Origin of the sequence: Bacterioplanoides sp. SCSIO 12839 (genome assembly GCF_024397975.1) — a bacterium.
GTDB lineage: Bacteria > Pseudomonadota > Gammaproteobacteria > Pseudomonadales > Oceanobacteraceae > Bacterioplanoides.
The window spans coordinates 3537749-3560451 of the sequence record NZ_CP073745.1 but is presented as its reverse complement, the minus strand read 5'-3'; the positions used below and the strand labels follow the sequence as shown (position 1 = coordinate 3560451).

General features: G+C 47.6%; 22 protein-coding genes. 12 read left to right on the top strand and 10 right to left on the bottom strand.

Going from position 1 to position 22703, the window contains the following annotated elements; all coding sequences use genetic code 11:
• Positions 1-2: 2 nt before the first annotated feature.
• The 8 genes from KFF03_RS16165 to KFF03_RS16130 all read left to right on the top strand — a co-directional run bounded on the left by KFF03_RS16165 (position 3) and on the right by KFF03_RS16130 (position 11356).
• Positions 3-1364: an MATE family efflux transporter gene (locus tag KFF03_RS16165; protein ID WP_255857957.1), complete on the top strand. Its 1362-nt coding sequence runs from the start codon at positions 3-5 to the stop codon at positions 1362-1364.
• A 211-nt stretch (positions 1365-1575) separates the two neighbouring features.
• Positions 1576-3513 (top strand): IucA/IucC family siderophore biosynthesis protein, encoded by a 1938-nt coding sequence (locus KFF03_RS16160; protein WP_255857956.1) that lies wholly within the window; start codon positions 1576-1578, stop codon positions 3511-3513.
• Positions 3497-5392 (top strand): IucA/IucC family siderophore biosynthesis protein, encoded by a 1896-nt coding sequence (locus KFF03_RS16155; RefSeq protein WP_255857955.1) that lies wholly within the window; start codon positions 3497-3499, stop codon positions 5390-5392. The genes KFF03_RS16160 and KFF03_RS16155 overlap by 17 nt, the downstream gene beginning before the upstream one ends.
• 16 nt (positions 5393-5408) lie before the next feature.
• Positions 5409-6659, top strand: coding sequence for an AMP-binding protein (locus KFF03_RS16150; protein ID WP_255857954.1), 1251 nt, complete (start codon positions 5409-5411; stop codon positions 6657-6659).
• 49 nt (positions 6660-6708) lie between these two features.
• The gene (locus KFF03_RS16145) at positions 6709-8004 is read left to right on the top strand and encodes a DUF6005 family protein (RefSeq protein ID WP_255857953.1); all 1296 of its coding nucleotides are present in this window, start codon (positions 6709-6711) and stop codon (positions 8002-8004) included.
• Entirely contained in the window at positions 8001-8870 is an 870-nt protein-coding gene (locus tag KFF03_RS16140) for a sugar phosphate isomerase/epimerase (RefSeq protein ID WP_255857952.1), read from the top strand. Before KFF03_RS16145 ends, KFF03_RS16140 begins: the two co-directional genes overlap by 4 nt.
• 46 nt (positions 8871-8916) lie before the next feature.
• Positions 8917-10062, top strand: a complete 1146-nt coding sequence (gene nspC, locus KFF03_RS16135) for a carboxynorspermidine decarboxylase (protein WP_255857950.1) — start codon at positions 8917-8919, stop codon at positions 10060-10062.
• A 31-nt stretch (positions 10063-10093) separates the two neighbouring features.
• Complete coding sequence (locus tag KFF03_RS16130) at positions 10094-11356, top strand: saccharopine dehydrogenase family protein (RefSeq protein WP_255857949.1); 1263 nt, start codon at positions 10094-10096, stop codon at positions 11354-11356.
• Positions 11357-11438: 82 nt separating this feature from the next.
• On the opposite strand, the gene KFF03_RS16125 is transcribed toward KFF03_RS16130, so the two are convergent.
• The 10 genes from KFF03_RS16125 to gshB all read right to left on the bottom strand — a co-directional run bounded on the left by KFF03_RS16125 (position 11439) and on the right by gshB (position 19008).
• Positions 11439-11882: a pseudoazurin gene (locus KFF03_RS16125; RefSeq protein WP_255857948.1), complete on the bottom strand. Its 444-nt coding sequence runs from the start codon at positions 11880-11882 to the stop codon at positions 11439-11441.
• A 97-nt stretch (positions 11883-11979) separates the two neighbouring features.
• Complete coding sequence (locus tag KFF03_RS16120; RefSeq protein WP_255857947.1) at positions 11980-12441, bottom strand: abscisic acid-deficient protein Aba4 family protein; 462 nt, start codon at positions 12439-12441, stop codon at positions 11980-11982.
• A 153-nt stretch (positions 12442-12594) separates the two neighbouring features.
• Entirely contained in the window at positions 12595-13029 is a 435-nt protein-coding gene (locus KFF03_RS16115; RefSeq protein WP_255857946.1) for a hypothetical protein, read from the bottom strand.
• Between the two features lie 207 nt (positions 13030-13236).
• Positions 13237-14496 carry a dihydroorotase family protein gene (locus KFF03_RS16110; protein ID WP_255857945.1) on the bottom strand — a complete coding sequence of 420 codons (1260 nt, stop codon included), beginning with the start codon at positions 14494-14496 and terminating at the stop codon, positions 13237-13239.
• Positions 14497-14498: 2 nt separating this feature from the next.
• A complete protein-coding gene (locus KFF03_RS16105) occupies positions 14499-15497 on the bottom strand; it encodes an aspartate carbamoyltransferase catalytic subunit (RefSeq protein ID WP_255857944.1) in 999 nt (332 codons plus the stop codon).
• 10 nt (positions 15498-15507) lie between these two features.
• A complete protein-coding gene (gene pyrR, locus KFF03_RS16100) occupies positions 15508-16014 on the bottom strand; it encodes a bifunctional pyr operon transcriptional regulator/uracil phosphoribosyltransferase PyrR (RefSeq protein WP_255857943.1) in 507 nt (168 codons plus the stop codon).
• Positions 16015-16025: 11 nt separating this feature from the next.
• Positions 16026-16478, bottom strand: a complete 453-nt coding sequence (gene ruvX / locus KFF03_RS16095; protein ID WP_255857942.1) for a Holliday junction resolvase RuvX — start codon at positions 16476-16478, stop codon at positions 16026-16028.
• The gene (locus tag KFF03_RS16090; RefSeq protein WP_255857941.1) at positions 16478-17035 is read right to left on the bottom strand and encodes a YqgE/AlgH family protein; all 558 of its coding nucleotides are present in this window, start codon (positions 17033-17035) and stop codon (positions 16478-16480) included. The genes ruvX and KFF03_RS16090 overlap by 1 nt, the downstream gene beginning before the upstream one ends.
• A gap of 28 nt (positions 17036-17063) precedes the next feature.
• Positions 17064-17942 (bottom strand): energy transducer TonB, encoded by an 879-nt coding sequence (locus KFF03_RS16085; protein ID WP_255857940.1) that lies wholly within the window; start codon positions 17940-17942, stop codon positions 17064-17066.
• A gap of 121 nt (positions 17943-18063) precedes the next feature.
• Positions 18064-19008 carry a glutathione synthase gene (gene gshB, locus KFF03_RS16080; protein ID WP_255857939.1) on the bottom strand — a complete coding sequence of 315 codons (945 nt, stop codon included), beginning with the start codon at positions 19006-19008 and terminating at the stop codon, positions 18064-18066.
• A 225-nt stretch (positions 19009-19233) separates the two neighbouring features.
• Here gshB and pilG point away from each other — a divergent pair, with 225 nt between their 5' ends.
• The 4 genes from pilG to KFF03_RS16060 all read left to right on the top strand — a co-directional run bounded on the left by pilG (position 19234) and on the right by KFF03_RS16060 (position 22695).
• Entirely contained in the window at positions 19234-19617 is a 384-nt protein-coding gene (gene pilG, locus KFF03_RS16075; RefSeq protein WP_068660884.1) for a twitching motility response regulator PilG, read from the top strand.
• Positions 19618-19649: 32 nt separating this feature from the next.
• Positions 19650-20015, top strand: a complete 366-nt coding sequence (pilH, locus tag KFF03_RS16070) for a twitching motility response regulator PilH (protein ID WP_255857938.1) — start codon at positions 19650-19652, stop codon at positions 20013-20015.
• A 1-nt stretch (position 20016) separates the two neighbouring features.
• Complete coding sequence (locus KFF03_RS16065; protein ID WP_255857937.1) at positions 20017-20541, top strand: chemotaxis protein CheW; 525 nt, start codon at positions 20017-20019, stop codon at positions 20539-20541.
• Between the two features lie 99 nt (positions 20542-20640).
• Positions 20641-22695 (top strand): methyl-accepting chemotaxis protein, encoded by a 2055-nt coding sequence (locus KFF03_RS16060; protein WP_255857936.1) that lies wholly within the window; start codon positions 20641-20643, stop codon positions 22693-22695.
• The last annotated feature ends 8 nt before the right edge of the window (positions 22696-22703 follow it).

Below are 22703 nucleotides of genomic sequence, written 5' to 3'. Positions count from 1 at the left end.
CGATGTCACACGCTACTTCAACCACTACTTCACCTGATAGCGGACCGATTGTTGCCACCTTTTTCCGCTTTGTGATTCCTTCGACTCTGAGTTTGCTGGCGATCTCTACCGCCAGTGTGGTGGATGGTTTTTTTGTGGGTAACTATCTGGGTGCAGATGCATTGGCAGCGGTGAATCTGTTGATGCCATATTTCGCCTTGCTGTTTGGTATTGCACTGATGCTGGCGGTGGGCGGTTCAGTAAAAGCCAGTATCTACATTGGTGAAAAAAAATATCAGGCGGCGTCGTCGTTATTCAGTCAGATATTTTTATCAGTGTTGGCAATAATACTGCTGGTTACACCGGTAGCGATGCTTTTCAGTGATTATTTGTTTGCGGCGTTAGGGGCAGATGCTTCGATATACCCGTTAATGCAAAGCTACTTCGAAGTTTTTTGTTTTGCCACCATCATGCAGTTGAGCTGTCTGGTGATGTATTACTTTATAAGAGCAGACAATAAACCTGAATTAGGTATGCGCGCGCTGATGCTGGGTGCGTTTATTAATGTTGCACTGGATGCAATATTTATTGGTCAGCTTGGTTGGGGTATTGAAGGTGCGGCCTGGGCGACGTTGATTGCGCAGACCATACAGTTAGCTTATATCTCGACTTACTTTTTCTCTGGCAGTAATAACCTCAGACTATTTTTTCCGGAATTTAATACGAAAGAACTCAGTTTCAGTGCATTTAATGGTTTTTCTGAGTTTATTAACGAGTTCTCGATAGGCCTGGTGATTCTGGTTTTTCATTGGGTAATCAGTCGTGAGAGTGGTGTCGAAGGCATTGCCGCATTCAGTGTGGTGAACTACCTGATTTATATCAGTCTGATGGTGTACTACGGCATCATTGATGCCATGCATGTGTTACTGGGGCAGAACTTTGGTGCCCGACGGATCGATCGGGTGAAGGGTTTTATGACCATTGCTGCTGTGGCGATCACGGTGTTGAGTGTTGCTCTGGTGATTATGTTGTTTGTGTTTGAAAGCCGCATCGTTGGCTTTTTTCTGGAGGAAGACGCACAACAAGCGCAGCAGTTGGCGCAGGACTTTCTGCATATCATCTGGCCGATTTTTCTGTTTAACGGCTTTAACGTACTGATTTGTGCTTATTTAACCTCGGCGGAGCAAGCACTGTACTCCACCATTGTTGCCACACTGCGTTCATTAATTTTACCAATTGGATTTGTGTTGTTATTCAGCCTGATGTTACCGGGGGTTGGTTTCTTGTATGCGGTGCCGGTTGCCGAAGCGTTAGCGTTTTTGTTTGCGTTTATTTTCTTTATTTATCAACGACCTGCCGTTCATGTCGGAAGAACGAATATTTAGGCAGCTCTGAATTATGCAGAGGTGCCTTGGGGTTTTTTAACACTATTCTTGTCATGGCACGCCGAGTGGTGATGGCGGTTTATGTCCTTCGTTTGCGAGAAAACTCTCAAAATCAAACAAATACAAAGAAAAAATATAATAATAATGAGAAGTAGTCGTATTTAGTGTGTATAATGCCGCCAAAATCAAGTTCGACTGAACCAGGTTTCTTATGAAATTTGCAGCAAGCACGATTGCTGAATACGCCTCTTACAATGCGTTTGTGAATGCGTATTTGCGTGAAATTGACGCCGGTGTCTGGAGCGATAATAAGCAGTTCTCACTTTCTTCTGACTTTCCTTTTGAATTAAAAGGAAGCGAAGTCGTTGAGTTGTTTTTATCCGATAGCCATCAGCGGGTTGTTATGGACGTTGCCTACAAATCGAAAGTAGGCCGACATCATTTTCACGGCGTTTATGTACGCACCGAACTTTCAGAAGGGCTGGATTCAGGAAGAGAGGGGCCAGAAGGGGCAGACTCAGAAGGTGGCTGTAGCAGCAGGCATAGTTGCTGGAAAAATGCCGATCTGATGTATCTGCTGATTGCTTTTACCAGCCAGATTTATAAACGCCAGAATGATATTTCTGTAGCAGCCATTGAAGCTGACGATTCCGTCAAATTAAATGAAATGGAATTGCTCGGCCGTTTGCTGGGAAGTTATCAGGCAATGGCACACTTCCTCGCCGAGCGCGCCGGAGACAGGGCATTGCACAGCACCGACTTTATCGATTCGGAGCAATCCATTCTGTACGGCCACTGGTTGCATCCAACACCCAAAAGTCAGCAGGGTATCGCGTTCTGGCAGCAAGACTTTTATTCACCGGAGCTGTGTGGCCACTTCAAGCTCCATTATTTTTCTGCCGACCAGTCCCTTGTGAAACAAGGGTCGTCGTTAACAGAAAAAACCAGCGACATTATTTACTCGGAAGTCGCTCGTTACGATGAACTGGCGTTGCCAACTGGTCATGTTCTGATTCCGGTGCATCCGCTACAGGCGCACAGTTTGTTAACCCAGGACTGGGTGAAAGAGCTGATGAGTCAGGGAGCGCTGCAGTACCTCGGTGAAGCTGGCGCTGAATATACCGCAACTTCATCGGTAAGAACGGTCTTCAGTGAGTCGTCGGAATGGATGATTAAATTATCAATCCCGGTAAAAATAACCAATTCATTAAGACTGAATAAACGCCGGGAACTGGAAGACGGTATGGTGGTGGAAAGTTACCTGCGCCATATTGGATTTCTGAACAATAATCCGCAATTTAAAGTTGTTGATGACCCTGCCTACATCACCATTAATCACCCCCATAATCATGAAGCCGATTCGGGTTTTGAAGTGGTGTTACGTCGGAATCTGTTTGCGCAGGATAAAGGGCGTGGTGTTTGTTCAATTCTGACATTAGTACAGGATCCGATTCCGGATGCCAACGGTTCTGACGGTGCCAGTCTGTTGCAGGATGTCATCTCTGAGTTGGCTGAGAAAGAAGGCCGCTCAGCAAAGCAGGTTGCATCGGACTGGTTTGATCGCTACTGGCACTGTGCCGTCGAGTCTATTTTGTCATTGTATGACGGTTATGGCATTGCGCTGGAAGCTCATCAGCAGAACAGCTTGCTGGATGTTTCTGAGGGGTATCCCAGCTGTTACTACTATCGCGATAATCAGGGTTTTTATTTATCAGAGCATTTTAAAGAAGAATTGGCAGGCGTGGGCGACAACCTGAGCCTGACCAATATTTTCTATGATGATGAAAAAATTTTTACCGCCATATCGTATTACGTATTCGTCAATCAACTATTTGCAGTGATCTATCGTCTCGGGGCTGATGGCCTGATCGATGAAGAAACTCTGATTGCCCGCTGTCGTCAGCATCTGTCTGACTTGCAGAAAAATATGCAGGGCGTGGGTAAACGTTTTATCGAATACATCCTCACCAGCGAGCGGCTGGATTTCAAGACCAATCTGCTGGCTCGTGTTAACAATATCGACGAGTTGCAGGAAGGCATGGAGCACGCAGTGTATTCGACCATCGAAAACCCGCTGTTCTCAACATCTGATTTTCATAAAAGTTTCGCCACAGAAAATAAGGATGGACGCAGTGCAGTCTATAGCTGATTTCGATACGCATAAAATTCTGGCCCGGGTTGCAGAGCAGTTTTGCGAGGACCATGCTCCCTATATTGAGGCCCCCGCAAAAGCAGATGCTGAAGAGCAGCGTGTGGTTCGTCAGTTTGTAGAAGCATTGCTGTATGAAGAAATTGTTAACTTTCAGGTTGATAGTCGGGCGATGCTGGCGAATGATTTCAGCCGCTTTGATGCCGTATTCGACAGTATTTATACCTTTACCTTATCCGGTACTGAATTCCGCTGCTTAGGTGCACGTCGTATTTTTGAGCGTATTCGTATTGCTGATGGTTCAATCGAAATTGCCGACAAAAATCATTATCGCGAAGTACGCATCCAGGAGTTAATCGCACATCTGGATACCGGTTCAGAGACCAAAATGCGTTTGCTCGGTGAGCTGATGCAGACAATTGCTTTATGTCGCTGGAATACCAGCCATTTAGAGCATCATCTGACGCCGCGACGTCAGCTGAATTTTGCCGAACTGGAAGCGGCGATTACCGAAGGTCATTTGTACCACCCGAGCTTTAAAGCCCGTACTGGTTTTACCTTAATGGATCATATTCAGTATGGCCCAGAGGCGGCGAATACGTTTCAGCTGAGCTGGCTGGCGATTAAATCCAGCAACGTTGAACGTAATTTCCCGGCGGACGATAACGCTTTCTGGATAAATGAGCTGGGCGAAGAAACATTTTCTGTTCTGACACAACGACTGGCTAAACAAGGGAAGAGCTGGACTGAGTTTTCGTTGGTTCCTATTCACCCGTGGCAGGTTGATGCCATTCAGGAGCGTGGCCTTGCTCAGGCTATCCGCTGTGGTGACATTATTGAATTAGGTCAGGCTGGTGATCACTATCAGGCGACACAATCATTACGCACGCTAGTGAATGTCAGTCATCCGCAAAAAGCCAACGTTAAAATTCCGCTAAATCTGGTCAGTACATCTTCACACCGGAATTTGCAGGATCATTTTGTGTGTACGGCGCCAACCATTTCAACCTGGTTGCAGGAAGTGGTCGCGAAAGATAAATACCTCGAGCAGCAGGATAATTTATTGCTGTTGAGTGAATACGCCGGATTACTTTATAAGCCGGAAGACGAAAACCAGGCGAAAGCTATGGACGGTTTGATTGGTGCCATTTTCCGCGAAAGCGTAGTGGATAAATTACAGCCCGGTGAACAGGCCATTCCTTTTACGGCTTTGATGTTGGTCGAATCCGATCAGCGTCCGTTTATTGCTGACTGGCTCGATCAGTATGGTGTTGAGGCCTGGGTGAATCGCTTGATGGAAGTCATGCTGGTTCCGATCTGGCATATGCTGGTGCATAACGGTATTGCCTTTGAAGCACATTGCCAGAATTTGATTCTGACCCATAAAGATGGTTGGCCACAACGTATTGTTCTGCGTGATTTTCATGAAGACATGGAATACGTCGAAGATTATCTGAAGTACCCGGAGCATACGCCCAAGCTAGCCGAAACCGATCCGTATTTTAATACGATTCCGTTGGATGAAGGTTTCAGTATGTCGGATATCGATGAGTTGCGTGAACTGTATATGGATACGGTTTATGTACTGAACCTGGCTGATTTATCTTTCCTGTTGGAGCGTTACCACCAATATCCGGAAGCACAGTTCTGGAATCGCGTACGCCACTACCTCGAACAATATCGCCAGTCTGGTATTACCGATTCTGCACGTATTGATCGCGTTGGAGCAAGCAGCAAAAGCATTATTGTTGAATCTCTGCTGAAGAAAAAAATACTCAATGGCGGCACGCTGGATTATTTCGAACACACGGTGAATAACCCGCTGGCAGAAGTCACCACAGAACATACGACGCAGCAACTTGAAAACCAGGTCAGCTGATTGCTGAAGAAAAATTATGATTTATTTAAACGACGATTATTTCGATAAAACCTATTTTGAACATTGCTTCAGCAATTTCAGCCAACACGATATTCTTGGTAACTGCCAGGGAAAACGTATTACGGTATGCATCAGCGATGCTGTTCTGTGGATTGCGCTGTGCCTGTATTGTCGCGATCAGGGAATTTCGGTTTTTCCATTACCAGCAGGAACACCGGAAGAGGCGTTACGCCGTCGGGCAAAACTCAGCAACAGCCATTATCAGGTTATGGCTGACAATATGGATGATCTGCTGGCCAATATCGAAACGATTGGAGATCACCCAAACGATAACGTTGCGGTATTGGTGCAGATGAGCTCCGGTACTACCGGGGAACCTAAATGCATTGACCGCAGCTGGACCAGTATTGATATCGAGCTGGAAAATTATATTCAGCATTTCTCAGATCTGGCTGATATGACGGCTGTGGTTGCCTGCCCGGTTAACCATTCTTACGGTTTGATTTGTGGCATTCTCGCCAGCATTAAACGTGGTTCTGAGCCGGTAATTATTACCAACTTTAATCCAAAATATATTATCCGTAAGGTGCAGGAAACCACGTCTCCGATTTTATATTCATCACCGGCGTTAATTACCACCATCACCATGATGGTAAAGGCCGATCAACCGATTCACGCCATCATGACTTCCGGCACCCTGATGCAGGCCAGCTGGCTGGAACAGGCCGAGAAAAAATGTGTGAACCTGTATCAGCAATATGGCTGTTCTGAAGTGGGCTGTATTGCATTGGGTGGAAACTTGCGTTCGATTCATGATCAGGGCGTACCCCTGCCACATATTCGTGTTGAATCCGGTAACTCAGAAGAAAGTCCGGAAGAAATTGTTGTCACCACAGAATCCAACAGCATTGTGGCAACCCGCGATCAGGGTTATCTCGATGCTGATAACCGTCTGCATTTCCTCTCCCGTATCGACGAAATGATTAATGTTTCCGGCCTGAATGTTTATCCCGCTGAAGTTGAAAAGGTGGTGATGGAGATGCCTGGCGTCAGCGATGCGGTGGTATTTAAAAAGAGCCATGCATTTGGTAACGATCAGGTTTGCTTGCAGTTCGTCGCAGACATTGAAGTACCCGCGGAAGATATTCGCAGCTGGTGTGCCAGATATTTAAATAAATATCAGGTCCCGATCCAGATTGCCCAGGTAGAAAAAATTGACCGGCTTCCTAACGGCAAAGTCAGTCGCAAGGCATTGGCATTAGCCTGAATACGCTGATGTATTTGAGTGAAGAACAAAGACCAGAATCGAAAAGCTTATGATGACTAAAGAACAGATTGTTGAAGCCATATTTAAAGTGTTAAGTGAAAATATGGTGCATCCGAATATGGATAAGTTTCACAGCGACGCACGCCTGTTAGAAGACCTGGCGCTGGATTCATCCATGGTGCTGCAAATGTTAATGCTGCTTGAAGTTGAGCATGATATTGCCATCGACGAAAGCGCATTGATGAATGAAGACTTTGAAACCGTTCGTGCTGTTGCCAATACCTTGTATAAGGGCCAGAACCTCCCAAAGTATGAAAAGGGTCTTGAAGTCTATGAAGACGTCAAGATCCACTGTGTCGCCAGTAATTTAGCCGAAATCGTAAAACGTTTTCCCGAGCTGGATCACCGTATTCTTTACTTTGCGGTGTCTGATGCCAACGCCTGTATCAACGATCGTTATGTGCTGACTTACCACGACGAAAATATCAATCACGATATTTTCTTTGATTGGTATGAACGTTTATACGGCATGCCAATCAGTGCCTGGTATGACAAGCAGGCCAGTAAAGAAGATAACCTGGCCAAGCTTGAAAACCTGGTAGAAAACCGCCAGCCAGGTCAACACATCATGGTTATGCTGGATATGTTCCATTTACCGGAACGTGAGAACGAATTTAATAAAGATCCGTTTCCTCATTACGTGATGCTGGGTCCAACCAATAATCCTGACCTGTGGTTTATGTACGACCCGGACTATCGCTGGGAAGGTGTTTTCAGAAAAGATCGCATTCTTAATGCTGTTTCTCAGCCAACCGTTTCTGGCGGTTATTTGTTCTCTGAGGTGGGTGCTCGTCCGACTCCGGTGGAAGAAGTAAATGCTTTTTTTGAAGCGTCGGTAGTGCGCGATGCAAACCCGGTTACCGATATGATTCGCGAGATTATTCAGGCTCATATCAATGGTGAAGATAAAAACGGTGAATCACTGCCGCTGGATAACCTGATTAAAGCGGTGGAAGAAATCCCCGTGATGTCACCGAGAAAATACGCGTATGAACATGGCTTTGCATTTTTCTGGCGCGAGCTGGGGTTACCCGAACCTGAGTTTGATGACTGGTGTGATGTGATTGATGAGTTGGCGAAAAATTACAAATTAATCCAGTTCAATGCCATGAAATTATCAGTAACAAAAAATGAAGCCTTTGGCGAAAAATTATTCCAGTTACTTGATCAGCAGGATGAGAGGGAATTCAGGCTTAAACAACGTTTAATTGAAGTGAAAGATATCTGGGCAGAGAAAGTGCTCAAGTCGTCTGACGCTCAGCAATTAGAAAGGGTTTCCCAGTGAAATATTCCGTTTGCACTATCTCCTTCCGTCACCAGTTGATCTCGTTGGAACGTATCGCTAATTGGGCTAAGTCTCATCAGTTCGATGCGATTGAATTGTGGGGAGTACACGCGAAAAACCTGCGTCAGTCTCCAGACTTTAATCTGGAATGCCTGGCAGAGCGAGGCCTGTCGGTTTCCATGGTGAGCGATTATCTGCCATTAGATGGCGACCTGCAGAGCGGTGTCGCCAGTGCCGAAACCCTGTGTACGATTACCCGCTCCTGGGGAGCGAATAAATTGCGCACCTTCTCTGGCGGCAAAGCCAGTGCAGACGTAAGCGAGGAAGAGCGTGAATCTTACACCGCCCGACTTCGCCAGTATTGCCAGGTTGCTCAGGACTATGGCATCGATCTGGTGGTCGAAACGCATCCTAATACTCTGGCCGATACGCTGGAATCGACGCTCAGGTTAATCGAAGAAGTTAATCATCCTGCGTTGCGTATTAACTTCGACGTTATTCACGTCTGGGAAATGGGCAGTGACCCGGTGTTTGCACTGGAAAAACTGGCACCACTGATTGTGCATATGCATTTTAAAAATATTACTCAGCGTCATTTATTAAATGTATTTAACCCGGGCAATGTGTATGCACCCGCCGGAAGCCGCGAGGGTATGACGTCACTGTTTACCGGTGAGTATGATTTCAAGAAGCTGCTGACCTATGTAATGACGGAATCCAGCATCCCATGGCAGAACATGGATGCTTCGTTGGAGTGGTTTGGCCCGGATGTGTTTACAACCCTGGATAAAGATCGCAAAGAGCTGGCCACTCTGGAGTCTCAATTTATCAAACAGTCGCAACCAGAAACTGTCGCTCTGGTGTAATAACCGGTGTAGTGCCTGGTGCAGTAACGCGGATTAAGGATTCAAAATGAAAGTCAGTACCCCTTATTACCTGATTGATGAAACCCGTATGTTAAAAGCGATGGAACGTATCGCTTATGTACGTGAACAAAGTGGCGCCAAAAGTGTGCTCGCACTGAAGTGTTTCTCCAGCTGGTGTGCGTTCGATTTCATGAAGCAGTATATGGCCGGAACAACCAGCAGCAGCTTATATGAGGCACGCCTGGGTTATGAAAAGTTCGGTGGTGAAACTCACGGCTACAGCGTTGCTTACAGCGACGATGAAATTGAAGAGGTTATCGAATACTGCGACAAAGTTATTTTTAACTCTCTGAATCAATTGCAGCAATTTAAAGTCAAAGCCCAGCAGAAAGGTCGTTCGATTGGTTTACGTCTGAACCCGGAAGTGGGCCACTCTGAATACGATTTAAGCGATACCGTGGCGAAATATTCACGCTTAGGTGTACGCCATGATTTGTTGCCAGAAAACATCAGCGATGTGATTGATGGCGCTATGTTTCATATGAATTGTGAAAACGCCGATTTTCATAGTCTGAATCAGCAGCTGGATAACATCGAGCAACGTTTCGCTGACATTTTACCGAAGTTGAAATGGCTGAGCCTGGGCGGTGGTGTGGCCTTTACCCGTGACGGGTATTTGCTGGATCAGTTGTGTGAACGATTAAAGCAATTGGCTGAACGTTATGACCTGCAGGTTTATCTGGAGCCGGGAGAAGCGTCCGTGACCCAGTCTACATCGCTGGTCGTTAAGGTATTAGATAAGGTCGACAATCAATTACCTACCTTAATTGTTGATGCGGGTGTCGAAACACATTTACTCGATGTACTGGTATATCAGTTTGTGCCAGCACTCGACGGCGCCGAAGAAATCGCAGAAGACGAAATACCACAAGCTCTGAAACAGGGAAAATTTGTTTATCGCGTTTGTGGTCGCACCTGCCTGGCTGGTGATGTTTTTGGAACTTATGTCTTCGATCAGGCAATTGAGATTGGTGACGAGCTCAGATTCTCAGACGTTGCCGGTTACTCCATGGTGAAGAAAAACTTCTTTAATGGCATCAAGATGCCGGCCATTTGCCATAAGAACATTAACGGTGAAATCCGTGTTATTCGCGAGTTTGATTACGAAGATTTCCGAGACTTTTTGTCTTAACCGTTTTCCTAATATTTGGGGAGGATAAGTTATGAAAAAGAACGTACTTATTATTGGTGCAGGAGCCGTTGGTGCCGTCGTTGCTCATAAATGTGCACAAAGCAGCGATGTATTTTCGTCGGTTTGCCTGGCGTCTAAAAATATTGCCAAATGTGATGCCATTATTGCTTCGGTAAACAGAAAGAATCATCACCCACATGCCGATTTTTCGTTATTCAGCCGCGAAGTGGACGCATACAAGGTGAATGACCTGGTGGAATTAATTCGCGGCACCGACACTCATATTGTTATTAATGTGTGCACTGCGTTTGTGAATATGAATATTCTGGATGCTTGTTTGGAAACCGGAGCGGCGTATATCGATACAGCAGTTCATGAAGACTACAGTGTGATGAATGCTCCTTATCCCTGGTATGCAAACTACGAGTGGAAGAAGCGCGAGTTATGCAAAGATAAAGGTGTCACCGCGATTCTCGGTAGTGGTTTTGATCCGGGCGTGGTTAATGCCTATTGTGCTTATGCCCAAAAACATGAATTTGATTCGATCGAAAGTATCGACATCATGGATGTGAACGACGGCGATCATGGTCATTTCTTCTCAACCAATTTCGACCCGGAAATTAATCTGCGCGAAATTATTGAAGATGCCAGCTGTCTCGAAGATGGCCAATGGCGCACGTATCCACACCATAGTCGTTCAATGGAATACAACTTTCCGGAAGTTGGTGAGCATAAACTGTATCTGATGGGACACGATGAAGTGCATTCTTTATCGCTGAATATCCCCGGCGTAAAAACCGTGCGTTTCTGGATGGGCTTTGGTGAGCACTATCTGAAATGCCTGGAAGTGTTCGAAAAAGTGGGTTTGCTGAACCACGAAACCGTAACCACCAGTAATGGCCAGGAAGTTGTGCCACTGCACGTATTAAAAGCCTGTCTGCCGGACCCGGCCAGCCTGGCGCCAAAATACAACGGCAAAACCTGCATTGGTACGTTAATTAAAGGCACGCGTGACGGCAAAGATAAGGAAGTATTTGTTTACAATATTTGCGATCACGAAGAGACGTATGCTGATATTGATTCGCAAGCCATTGCCTTTACTGCCGGTGTACCGCCAGTCGCTGCGGCCAAACTGATCGCCAGTGGTGAATGGGACGTAAAAACCATGGCAAATGTCGAGGAGCTGGATCCGATTCCATTCTTCGAACGTTTGGCGGAAATGGGGCTTTCTACCGAAGTGTGTGAACTCAATGAAGAAGCTGGTAACTCTGAAGGCCGGGTACTTTACGCTTGATTTACTGCTTGCTCAGGCACCCTTGATGTTTCGATTATGACATCGAAGTACAGCGCGAATTACGCTGTACTTCGGTCATTTCTTATTTCACTTGTGCCAGGTAATTATTCAACCTATCTTTATTCATAACAAAGGTAGCACTGAGTGACGTAGAAGCTGCTTTTACAGCATCCAGGTTTGTTGCATTACCTGCCTGAATCACGCCAACCATTGCCATCATGGCATGTGGCATGCATTTATAAACGTAAACGCCTTCCTTATCGATGGTCACCGTTGTTTTCTGGCTGAAAGCACCTTTCCAGCCTGCAGCGCCGTCAGGAATAAGACCAGGAACGGACTCTGAGTTATGAGCAGGATCAGTAGGCTCAAAGGTGACAGTGTCGCCAACGGCAACTTTTAAGAAGCCGGGCTCGAATACCATGGTGCCGTCTGTTCCGGCATTTTTCATTTGTACAATATGGTCGGCAGCCAGGGCATTGGCCGTGATCAGGGTAAACGCCATCGCGCATACAAAACGTAGTTTCATGACTCACTCCTTATAAATGGAAGGGTTACTATAAGAGAGTGCAAAACCGGTGTAAATGATAATCAATGTCGTTTGTGTTTTGGATCAATGTTTGACTCTACAGCGCCATTAACCACTGCTGCTCCAGTATCAGGAACAGAACAAAATACGAGGCCAATCCGGCGGGAGCCAGCATTAATGTCAGCAGGAGTACAGGGACTAACAGAAACGCTGAAATACCCTGTTGCAGTGCATGTTGGGTAATCAGGATGCCAGCCAACAAATCAAAGGCCAGGTAATGAATCCAACCTGCTAACACCGCCCTAGGTGATTTAAATAACGACATCACTCCGCTTAACGAGCGAAAATGACCGCGTGGACTTTCACCAGGCTGGTCTAAATGGCGACCAAAAAACATCAGATAGGTGTATAGAGCAGAGAGTGCAAAGATCACAACAGAAAACAATGCCTGATGAATTTCTGCACGATAATTATCCAAAAATAAACTGGTGATTAGTGCGACCCATGCAAGCAGTGTAATGACATTAGCGGCTTTAAAAATACGGGATAATGCAGGCATGAGGCTACCATTCAGTATGATTGTTTAATCACTAGTTTTACTGCAAAAAAGCGCCAACAACAGAGTGGTAAATGCCAGGTTTTGTTTATAAAAAATATATATTGTAAAAGCCAGGGAGTTAAAATATCTGGCTTTTACAACAAGGTGTAATGATTAAATATCATCACAGTCGGGTGAGAAGTCATTTAACTGTCTGGAACTTCGTGGGTAACTAACATTCTCTCTATCTGTCTTGAGCGTTATTGAGGATGAGGTCAGAGAAATAGATACGTCTATATAGTCATCATCTCGCTCTGTGATACGGAAACCATTGTTAGTTTTGGTAATCTGAGAATCCTTGATATCAATCCAATAACAGTTTCCTTCGTTATCGTAAGAGTCTCCTGCATAATCGTAGTAACTAATATATCCACTTTTATCAATGTGCATATAGAACTCATCTACTTCATTATCAGAGTGGCGTGTAGTGAGGTCGTACACTCCTTCCAGATCTGAGATATTTTCAACGGATTTGTCTGAATCGCTATCACTATCGCTGCCGCAAGCGGTCAGTAGCATTACAGTTATAAGAGATAATAATTTTTTCATGATAATTTCCATATTAACGGGAATAGTGAGGATACTTGTTTGTAAGTTAATGTCAAGTTGACTTTTATGTCATTATTTTGATTGTACAAAAAAGCCGAATCGTTTCAGGATTCGGCTTCGGCTTAAAAACAGAAAATTTAAACGCGAAAAATTAAAAACACTGTGTTTGAAGTGCTGGAGCTTTGAGGTACCTGGGTTTTAAAACAACTAGAGCACCTGAGCTCCATTCACAAATAAGGCGTTCACGACGCCCGAAAGTGCTTCATCCGCGCAAGGAATATTTTCCCCTTTGGAATACAGCTGTGATAAATCCACCGTGGCATCTACATCCACCAGAGCCGCGTTAAAATAATTTCCTTCGGCCAAACCAATACCCGCTAAATCAATTACCGTCGCTGGAATCTGGCTGGTGGCTTTAATAAACGCATTCCACTCCAGCTCGCCAGCAGCGATGAGTTTTAGTGCCAGTGGCAGGAAGCAATCAAACAGACTCATGCCTGGCTCAGCATCGGAGAATGGCGCTTTTTTCGCGGCAATTTCGTGTGGCCGGTGGTTGGATGAAATGGCCAATTCACCGTTATTCACCGCTGTTAATAACGCCTGACGATCCGCCTCGCTGCGCAAAACGGGCAACACATTAAACTGACTGTTATAACCATTCACCGCTTCATCGGTATACACCAAGTTGGCTAACGGCACGTCGGCGGTTACGTTAATGCCTCGTTCGCGTGCTTGTTGCAGCATATTGATGCTGCGGGCGCAGCTGATCTGGCTGATGTGCAGCTGTACACCGGTTTGTTCTGCCATTAATAAAATCTGGGCCAGCGCGATGGTTTCGGCGGTTTCGGCAATGCCATCCAGCCCCATACGCGTAGCCGTAGGACCAGCGTGCATACAACCATCGGCGAGGGTGGTGTCGTTGGCGCTGAGGAACAAACGAATGCCGTAAGTGGCGGCGTATTCCATCACGCGTTGTAACACATAGCTGTCTTTAATCGGTTGGCGGGCGTTGGATAATGCTGGGCAACCGGCCTCAGTCAGGCTGAACATATTGGCCAGTTGTTCGCCTTGTAATCCTTGAGTGGCGGCACCTAACGGCATTACTTCGGCATAACCGGCTTGTGCCGCTTTTTCCTGAATTAACTGAACCACGGCGCTGCTGTCGGTTACCGGTTTGGTGTCGGGCAGGGCACAAATATGGGTAAAACCGGAACGTGCGGCGGCCTTGGTTTCGGTGGCGATGGAACCCTTCTGGCTAAAGCCCGGTTCCGCCAAGTGTGCGCCTAAATCAATCAATCCGGGAATTAACAGTTTACCCGCGCCATTGATGCTGGTTTCAATTTCTCCGGCGGCGGGTTTATGACCAATAGCCTGAATTTTTCCATCGGCAATATACACGTCGGCAACGGTATCTAAATTGTTTGCCGGGTCGAGCAGGCGGGCGCCTTCAATTAAACAATAGCGCATGATTAAGCCTCCTCGTTGGTAATTAAATTGGCAGATTGTTGTTGGCCACTCATGGCCATTGCCATCACGGCCATACGTACGGCAATACCATAACTGACCTGATTTAAAATTACCGATTGATTGCCATCGGCCACCGCCGATTCAATTTCTACACCGCGATTAATTGGCCCCGGGTGCATCACAATGGCGTCGGGTTTTGCCAGTAATAATTTTTGCTCGGTTAAACCGTACAGTTTAAAAAATTCACCTTCACTGGGCAGCAGAGCATTTTGCATACGCTCTTTTTGCAGGCGCAGCATAATCACCACATCACAATCTTTTAAGCCATCTTCCATGCGATAAAACGGCTTGGCGCCAATGGCTTCGATATCATTAGGCAATAAGGTACCGGGGCCAATCACACGCACTTCAGCGGCACCGAGTGTGCGCAGAGCATGGATTTGAGAACGGGCAACCCGGGAATGCAGAATATCACCCACAATGGCGACGACTTTGCCTTCGATGCTGTCTTTATGACGACGAATGGTCAGCATATCCAGCATCGCCTGAGTCGGGTGGGCATGACGACCGTCACCAGCGTTAATAATGGCAACGTTCGGCGTTACGTGTTCGGCAATAAAATGAGCGGCACCGGAGTCGGCATGGCGTACAACAAACATATCCGAATACATGGCTTCCAAGTTCCACAGAGTATCCATCAGGGTTTCCCCTTTGGAGGTAGCTGATTTGGAAATATCCAGATTTAAAATATCCGCGGATAAACGTTTGGCAGCGAGTTCAAAGGTAGAGCGGGTACGGGTGCTGTTTTCAAAAAACAGATTCACCACGGTTTTTCCCCTTAATAACGGCACTTTTTTAACCGAGCGTTCCTGAGTGCTGATAAATGAATCGGCGGTATCGAGAATTTCGGTTAATAATGCTTTGCTTAACCCTTCGGTAGTTAAAAAATGCTTGAGGCGGCCGTCTTCTGTCAGCTGCAGCTGATGTGGTGAGTGTGTCATATTAAATTCCTCAGGCTAAAGACAGGGTCAGCGGTTGTGGGCCGGATAATTTCACCAGCTGACCATCGGATAATTCCAGCTTCTGACCACATAAATCTGGTTGGATCGGTAATTCACGGCGGCCAATGTCGAGCAGGCACACCAGCTTGATGCTGGCCGGGCGGCCATAGTCGAACAGCTCGTTCATGGCGGCACGAATGGTGCGGCCACTCATCACCACGTCATCAATCAGAATAATGTGGCGGTCTTCAATGCTATCGGGCAGCTGCGAGCCTTTGACTTGTGGATGTAAACCATGGCGGGTGAAGTCATCGCGATAAAAGCTGATATCCAGCTCACCCAGTGGTTCGTCAATGCCCAGTTGTTTTTGTAAGCGCTCTGCTACCCACACTCCGCCGGTACGAATACCAATCAGCAGTGGGTTGTCGATCTGCTGTTCGCTCAACAGTTGTTGCAGCTGTTGTCCGAGTTGTACGCAGGTTTGCTCACAATCGTGTTGCGTTAACGCCAGGCTCATAGTGGCTCCTGTTAATCTTGTTCGCGGGGATGTTCTGACATCCAGCTTTGTAAAATCAGTTCAGCGGCTAAGCCATCCACCGAGTTGGCTCCAAAGTCACGATTGCCGCCTTGTTCAATCACCATGCCTTTGGCTTCATAGCTGGTCAGGCGTTCGTCCTGAGTGTAGGCCGGGCGATGATAACGGCCTTCCAAACGACGGGCGAATTTCGCTGCGCGTGTACTCATCTCTGACGGGCTGCCATCCATATTCAGGGGCAGGCCAACCACAAAGGCATCGGGTTGCCACTCATCGATAATTTTCTGCAGGTTATCCCAGTTGGGAATGCCGTCTTTGGCTTTGATCGGATTGAGGGCGTTGGCGCCGTTGGTCAGTCGCTGACCGGTGGCGATGCCAATCCGCTGAGTCCCAAAGTCGAAGCCCATCAGGGTTTTGATTTTGTTGGTGATTGCAACGTCCGACATCAGGCGTGTCCTGCATCTGAGCTGAGAAATTCCGGGCTAATACCGAGTTGTTTTAACGCGCTGCGGTATAAGTCTTTGGCATCGGTGTCGAATAATAATTCGCTGGTGGCTTCTACCGTTAGCCAGGAGTTTTGTTTTAACTCTTCATCCAGTTGTTGCGCATCCCAACCGGCATAGCCCAATGCCATACGATAGTTTTGTGGCCCATCGCCGGCCGCAATGGCGCGCAGAATATCTTTGGAGGAAGTCAGATGGGCTTCTTCTTCGACGTTCAGGGTGGAATCCCAGTTTCCTTGTTGGCGATGCAGAATAAAACCATGTTCCATACTCACCGGGCCGCCGGCCAGGATCGAAGGGTCGATACCGGGCAGACGCTCAATTTCCAGCTGCTGACAAATATCATCGAGAGTGACTTTTAGGGGCTTGTTAAGGACTAATCCCATTGCACCTTCGTCATTGTGCTCGCACAAGTAGGTTACCGTGCCTTCAAACCAGGAATCTTCCAGTTGTGGCATGGCAATTAATAAATGATTTTTTAAGCTGTGCAGTTGTTGCATGTGGGTTGTCGTATAAACCAGGGTGACATCAGTTTACGTCGGATAAGTAACGATTACCTTTAAATTGCCAGGTACGGATAATTTCCAGACGATCGGTGTTCTTGCGCATCTCGGCCGTAAACGGAGCAAAAGGAGCAGACTGACGAACAATGCGTAGCGCGGCATCGTCCAATACTTTACGGCCTGATGACTCCAGTACGCGTAACTCATAAATAGTGCCATCCGGGTTAATGGCAACCAGCAAACGCAGGCGGCAATCGTTGAAGCAATTTTCTGCCTCGCGCGGGTAGTTACGCGCGCCATTGTCCTCGATGCGACGACGCCAGGAGTTCACATAATAGGCATCGTTCGCTTTCATGGTTGACGCTGCGGTTAAGCGTTGAATGCGAGGCTGCTTGGCGTACAGCTGGCGCTGACTATCCAGCTTGGCTTCCAGGCTGGCAATTTCCAGACTGCGTTGTAACAGAGTTTTTTGTGGCCCATCGGGTAAATCTAAAGGATTGGGTGGCAGGTCACTGGATTCGGTTGCGGTTTTACGCTTGCTGCTGCCGGTGGTGGAGACCAGGCGCTTCTTGCCTTCGGGTTGTTTCGGTGCTGTGGCTTGTTGCTCTTGTGGCGAGGTTTCGTTGACCTGATTGTCATGGAAGTTGGCTTCCATATCCGTGGTCAGCATTTTTGCTTCGTCGAGGGTGCCACTGCCCTGTTGATTCTCTTGGGCAATAAAATCGGCTTGTTCCGGGGCGGTGTCACTTTTATAGGTTGCAAGGGTGACCTCCAGTGTTTTGGACAGACTGGTGCGGTCACTGGCGCTGAAGCTGATGCCGAGAATCAGCATGGCATGAATGACCAGTGCCAGAAACAGGGCAAAAGACAAGCGGTCGGTACTGGAGACAACAGCGGCAGACATGCGCGGAGAATATCCTCAGAAAACGGAAATCAAACGCCGCCAAGTCTGCGCTTATCGATGAAATTTGTCCACTGCCGCATTGACCTCTTGTGACCGGTTCGGCAGTGGACAAAAGGCTGGGTTACAGCTTAGCCAGCAGGGTGTCGATCAGCTGGCCCGCGACATCAATGCCGGAATCACGACTGATCTCACGCACACAGGTTGGGCTGGTGACGTTAATTTCAGTGAGTGAGTTGCCGATCACGTCCAGGCCAACAAAATACAGGCCTTTCTCTTTTAAAATAGGGCCGACTTTTTCAGCAATGGCGCGGTTTTCGTCACTGAGCGGTTGTGTCACCCCGGTGCCTCCGGCCGCAATATTACCGCGGGTTTCGCCTTTGGCCGGGATGCGTGCAAGAGTATACGGCACGGGTTCACCATCAATCATCAGGATACGTTTATCACCGTCGACAATTTCCGGAATAAAACGCTGTGCCATGATTTGTTGCTGACCGTGGTTGGTCAGCGTTTCGATGATCACCGACACATTCGGATCATCTTGCTTCAGGCGAAAAATAGACGAGCCGCCCATGCCGTCTAACGGTTTAAAGATCACATCGCCGTGATCTTTGTGGAACTTTTTCAGTAGCTCTGCACTACGGCTGACCAGGGTGGGTGTCATTAAATCCGGGAACGCTGTCGCAAACACTTTTTCATTGCAGTCGCGCAGGCTTTGCGGTTTGTTGGCAATCAGTACGCCGGCTTCTTCTGCCCGCTCAAGAATATAAGTGGAATAAATGAACTCGCTATCAAACGGTGGATCCTTACGCATCAGGATGATATTCAGTTCAGAAAGTGGGCGATGTTGATATTGGCCCAATTCGTACCATTTCTCCGGATTCATCTCCACCGAGAGTGGCGCCATACGTCCCATAGCCACTCCGTTTTCGATATATAAGTCGCTTTGCTCCATGTACCACAGCTCGCAATCGCGCTCCTGTGCGGCGTTTAGCAGCGCCAGTGAGGTGTCTTTTTTAAAGGCGATTTGTGAAATCGGGTCCATGACTACGGCAAGTTTAATGCTCATATTGTCTCCGGAGTTATTCATGAGTGATGTTCGGGAACTGAAAGTGTAACTTATTGACTATTCATATGGCGCAACAGATTTTCTGCGTGCATGCTTCTATATTCATGCGAAGGCCGCTAGCCTGGGGGTCTTAAGTATGATACAAGATTGGGCAATGGCGTCTGTTATCTTCAAAAGACAGTCACTGAATAAATTACAAGAAAATGGATGGTTAAAGGCCTCCCTATGGACGATAACTTTCAGAATGTAAAAGTCATGGTCATCGACGACAGTAAAACCATTCGTCGTACGGCTGAGACGCTGCTTAAAAAAGTTGGCTGCGAAGTGATCACTGCAACAGATGGTTTTGATGCACTCGCAAAAATTGCTGACACACATCCGGATATCATTTTTGTTGATATCATGATGCCCCGCCTGGACGGATACCAGACCTGTGCCTTGATTAAAAATAATTCCAAATTCAAGTCCACTCCGGTCATTATGTTGTCCAGTAAAGATGGCTTATTTGATAAAGCCAAAGGCCGCATTGTTGGTTCAGATGAGTATCTGACCAAACCATTCAGCAAAGAAGAGCTGCTTGGTTCAATTCGCCAGTACGTGAAATCCTGAGCTCGCGAAACAGAATTTGAGAGGAAGTAGGCATGTCCCGCATTTTGGTAGTTGATGATTCTCCAACCGAAACTGAAGCATTCCGTAAAATGCTAGAGGCCAATGGCCATGAAGTGATCAGTGCTGAGAATGGTGCCGACGGTGTTGCCGTTGCCCGCCAGGAAAAGCCTGACGTTGTATTGATGGATATTGTAATGCCAGGCCTGAATGGCTTTCAGGCAACCCGTCAGTTGACCAAGGATCCGGAAACGCAACATATTCCGGTGATTATTGTGACCACCAAAGATCAGGAAACGGATCGGGTTTGGGGTAAGCGTCAGGGAGCCAGCGGTTATCTGGTTAAGCCGGTTGCAGAGGCGACTCTGTTGTCTGAAATTGCATCGGTAATGGCAGGCTGATATGCACCCGTTTGCTCAGCTACTGGATATTGCTGAACGCAGCCGCTCGAACGCTTCGGAATTGCCGCAACAGGTCGAGCTGGTACGCTACTGGCGTGGTGTTGGTTTTATGCTGGCAGGTCAGCAGTTTGCTGCTGATATGTCGGAAGTGGCTGAAATACTGCAGCCGCCGCGTTTGACCAAAGTGCCTGGTGTGCGCAGCTGGGTGTTGGGTGTCGCGAATGTTCGTGGTCGTCTGGTGCCGGTAATGGATCTTGCTGGTTTGCTGGGGCTTCCCTCAAAAGCAAACTGGCGCAGTCGCCGTGTTCTTGTGGTTGAACATGGTGACCATATGATCGGTTTGCTGGTGGATGCGGTGCTGGGGATGCAGCAATTTGCGGATGATCGTCAGGTTGAAATGCCGGATATAGCAGCGGAATTTGATAAGTTTGTAACTCGCGCCTATGAGCGGGATGGTCGTCATTGGCCGGTTTTCCAGTTGTTGGATCTGGTTCAGGCACCAGAGTTTTTACAAATAGCCGTATAAGAAATTCAAGTCGCAGGGCGGGTGATTGCTGGTCTTGCGCAACTAAATGATAAGTAGCCATCAGGCACAAAATTTACAAGTGAGTGTGGAGAGGAACGCATGAGCGGAAATACAGGAAGCGTCTTATCGACGGTCTTCAGGAATCGGGCCAACGGTATTCTGGCTGGCCTGCTGTTCTTATTCCTGGGTGTTTTTATTGCCATTACGGTATATGTGAACGCCTTGTCGAACCGGGATGACCAATATATTGAGCATTCTGGTGAGTTACGTGTTTTGTCGCAGGAATTGGCAAAGAACGCAGTAGAGGCCGCCGGCGGTAAAGAAGAAGCCTTCGGCCAGCTGAAACAAGCACGTGATAACTTCGACTTGCGCTGGGGTTATCTGACGCGTGGTAATTCAGATACTGGCCTGGAGCCGGCTGAAGTCGCCACCATGACTGACGTACAAGGGATTTGGGATTCGGTTAAAGGTAATGCTGACCAAATTATCCGTGCTCAGGATATTATTCTCTCGCTGCACGAAGTTGCGGCCACGCTTGCAGAAACCATTCCTCAGCTGCAGGTGGAATACGATGAGATTGTAGAAATTCTGCTCGATAACGATGCGCCTGCTGATCAGGTCGCCGTTGCACAGCGTCAGTCCTGGTTGGCAGAGCGTATTGTACGCTCGGTGAACAAAGTATTGGCGGGTGGTGAAGATGCGGTAATGGCCGCTGATGCCTTTGGTCGGGATGCTTCGTTATTCGGTCGTGTATTGAGCGGTATGATTCAGGGCAACGTTGCCATGAATATCTCTCAGGTTACCGATGAAGAGGCAATCTATGCCCTGGCAGAGGTTGCTGAGTTATTCGAATTCGTATCCGGCTCGGTGGATGAAATTCTTGAAACGTCTCCTGAACTGTTCCAGGTGCGTGAGGCATCCGACAGCATCTTTGGTGATTCACGTACACTGCTGGAGCAAACGTCTCAGTTAACCACCAGTATTCAGAACGATACGGGCGCCCGTGCGGTACTGCAGTTTGTAGGTTACATCTCGGTACTGCTGGCTGTGGTGATGATGATTATGTTGGGTGTGGTTTCTTACCGTGATACCCGTCGCGACCTTGATGAAACTGCGAACCAGAATGACCAGAACCAGATGGCGATTTTACGTCTGCTGGATGAAATTGCTGACCTTGCAGATGGTGACCTAACCGCCTCAGCAACGGTAACCGAAGACTTTACCGGTGCGATTGCTGACTCCATTAACTACGCAATCGACCAGATGCGCTCGTTAGTATCGGCGATTAACGAAACAGCGGTACAGGTATCGTCGGCGGCTCAGGAAACTCAGGCAACGGCAATGCACCTGGCGGAAGCTTCTGAGCACCAGGCGCAGGAAATTGCTGGAGCCTCGGCTGCGATTAACGAAATGGCAGTGTCGATTGACCAGGTATCTGCGAACGCATCGGAATCTTCCGCGGTTGCGGAGCGATCGGTTGCGATCGCGAACAAAGGTGCCGAAGTGGTACAGGCAACGATCAACGGCATGGATAACATCCGTGAGCAGATTCAGGAAACGTCTAAACGTATTAAACGTCTGGGTGAATCCTCGCAGGAGATTGGTGACATCATCTCCCTGATTACCGATATTGCTGACCAAACCAACATTCTGTCCCTTAACGCTGCTATTCAGGCATCGATGGCGGGTGACGCCGGTCGAGGCTTCGCGGTAGTTGCGGATGAGGTACAGCGTCTTGCGGAACGTTCTGCTGCGGCAACGAAGCAGATTGAGGCGCTGGTTAAAACGATTCAGAACGATACCAACGAAGCGGTTATCTCGATGGAAACCACCACCTCCGAGGTGGTACGTGGTGCTCGCCTGGCACAGGATGCGGGTGTTGCTCTGGAAGAGATTGAGAACGTATCGAAAAACCTGGCGGAATTGATTCAGAACATTTCCAACGCCGCCCGTCAGCAGGCTTCTTCTGCGGGTCATATTTCCAACACGATGAACGTTATTCAGGAAATTACCTCGCAGACTTCTGCCGGTACCACTGCGACGGCGAAGTCGATTGGTAACCTGGCGGAGATGGCTAACAAGCTGCGTGAATCGGTAGCTGGCTTCAAGCTGCCTGAGAGTGAAATCGAACTTGATGAGCAGCACGTGCTATAAGCACTGAG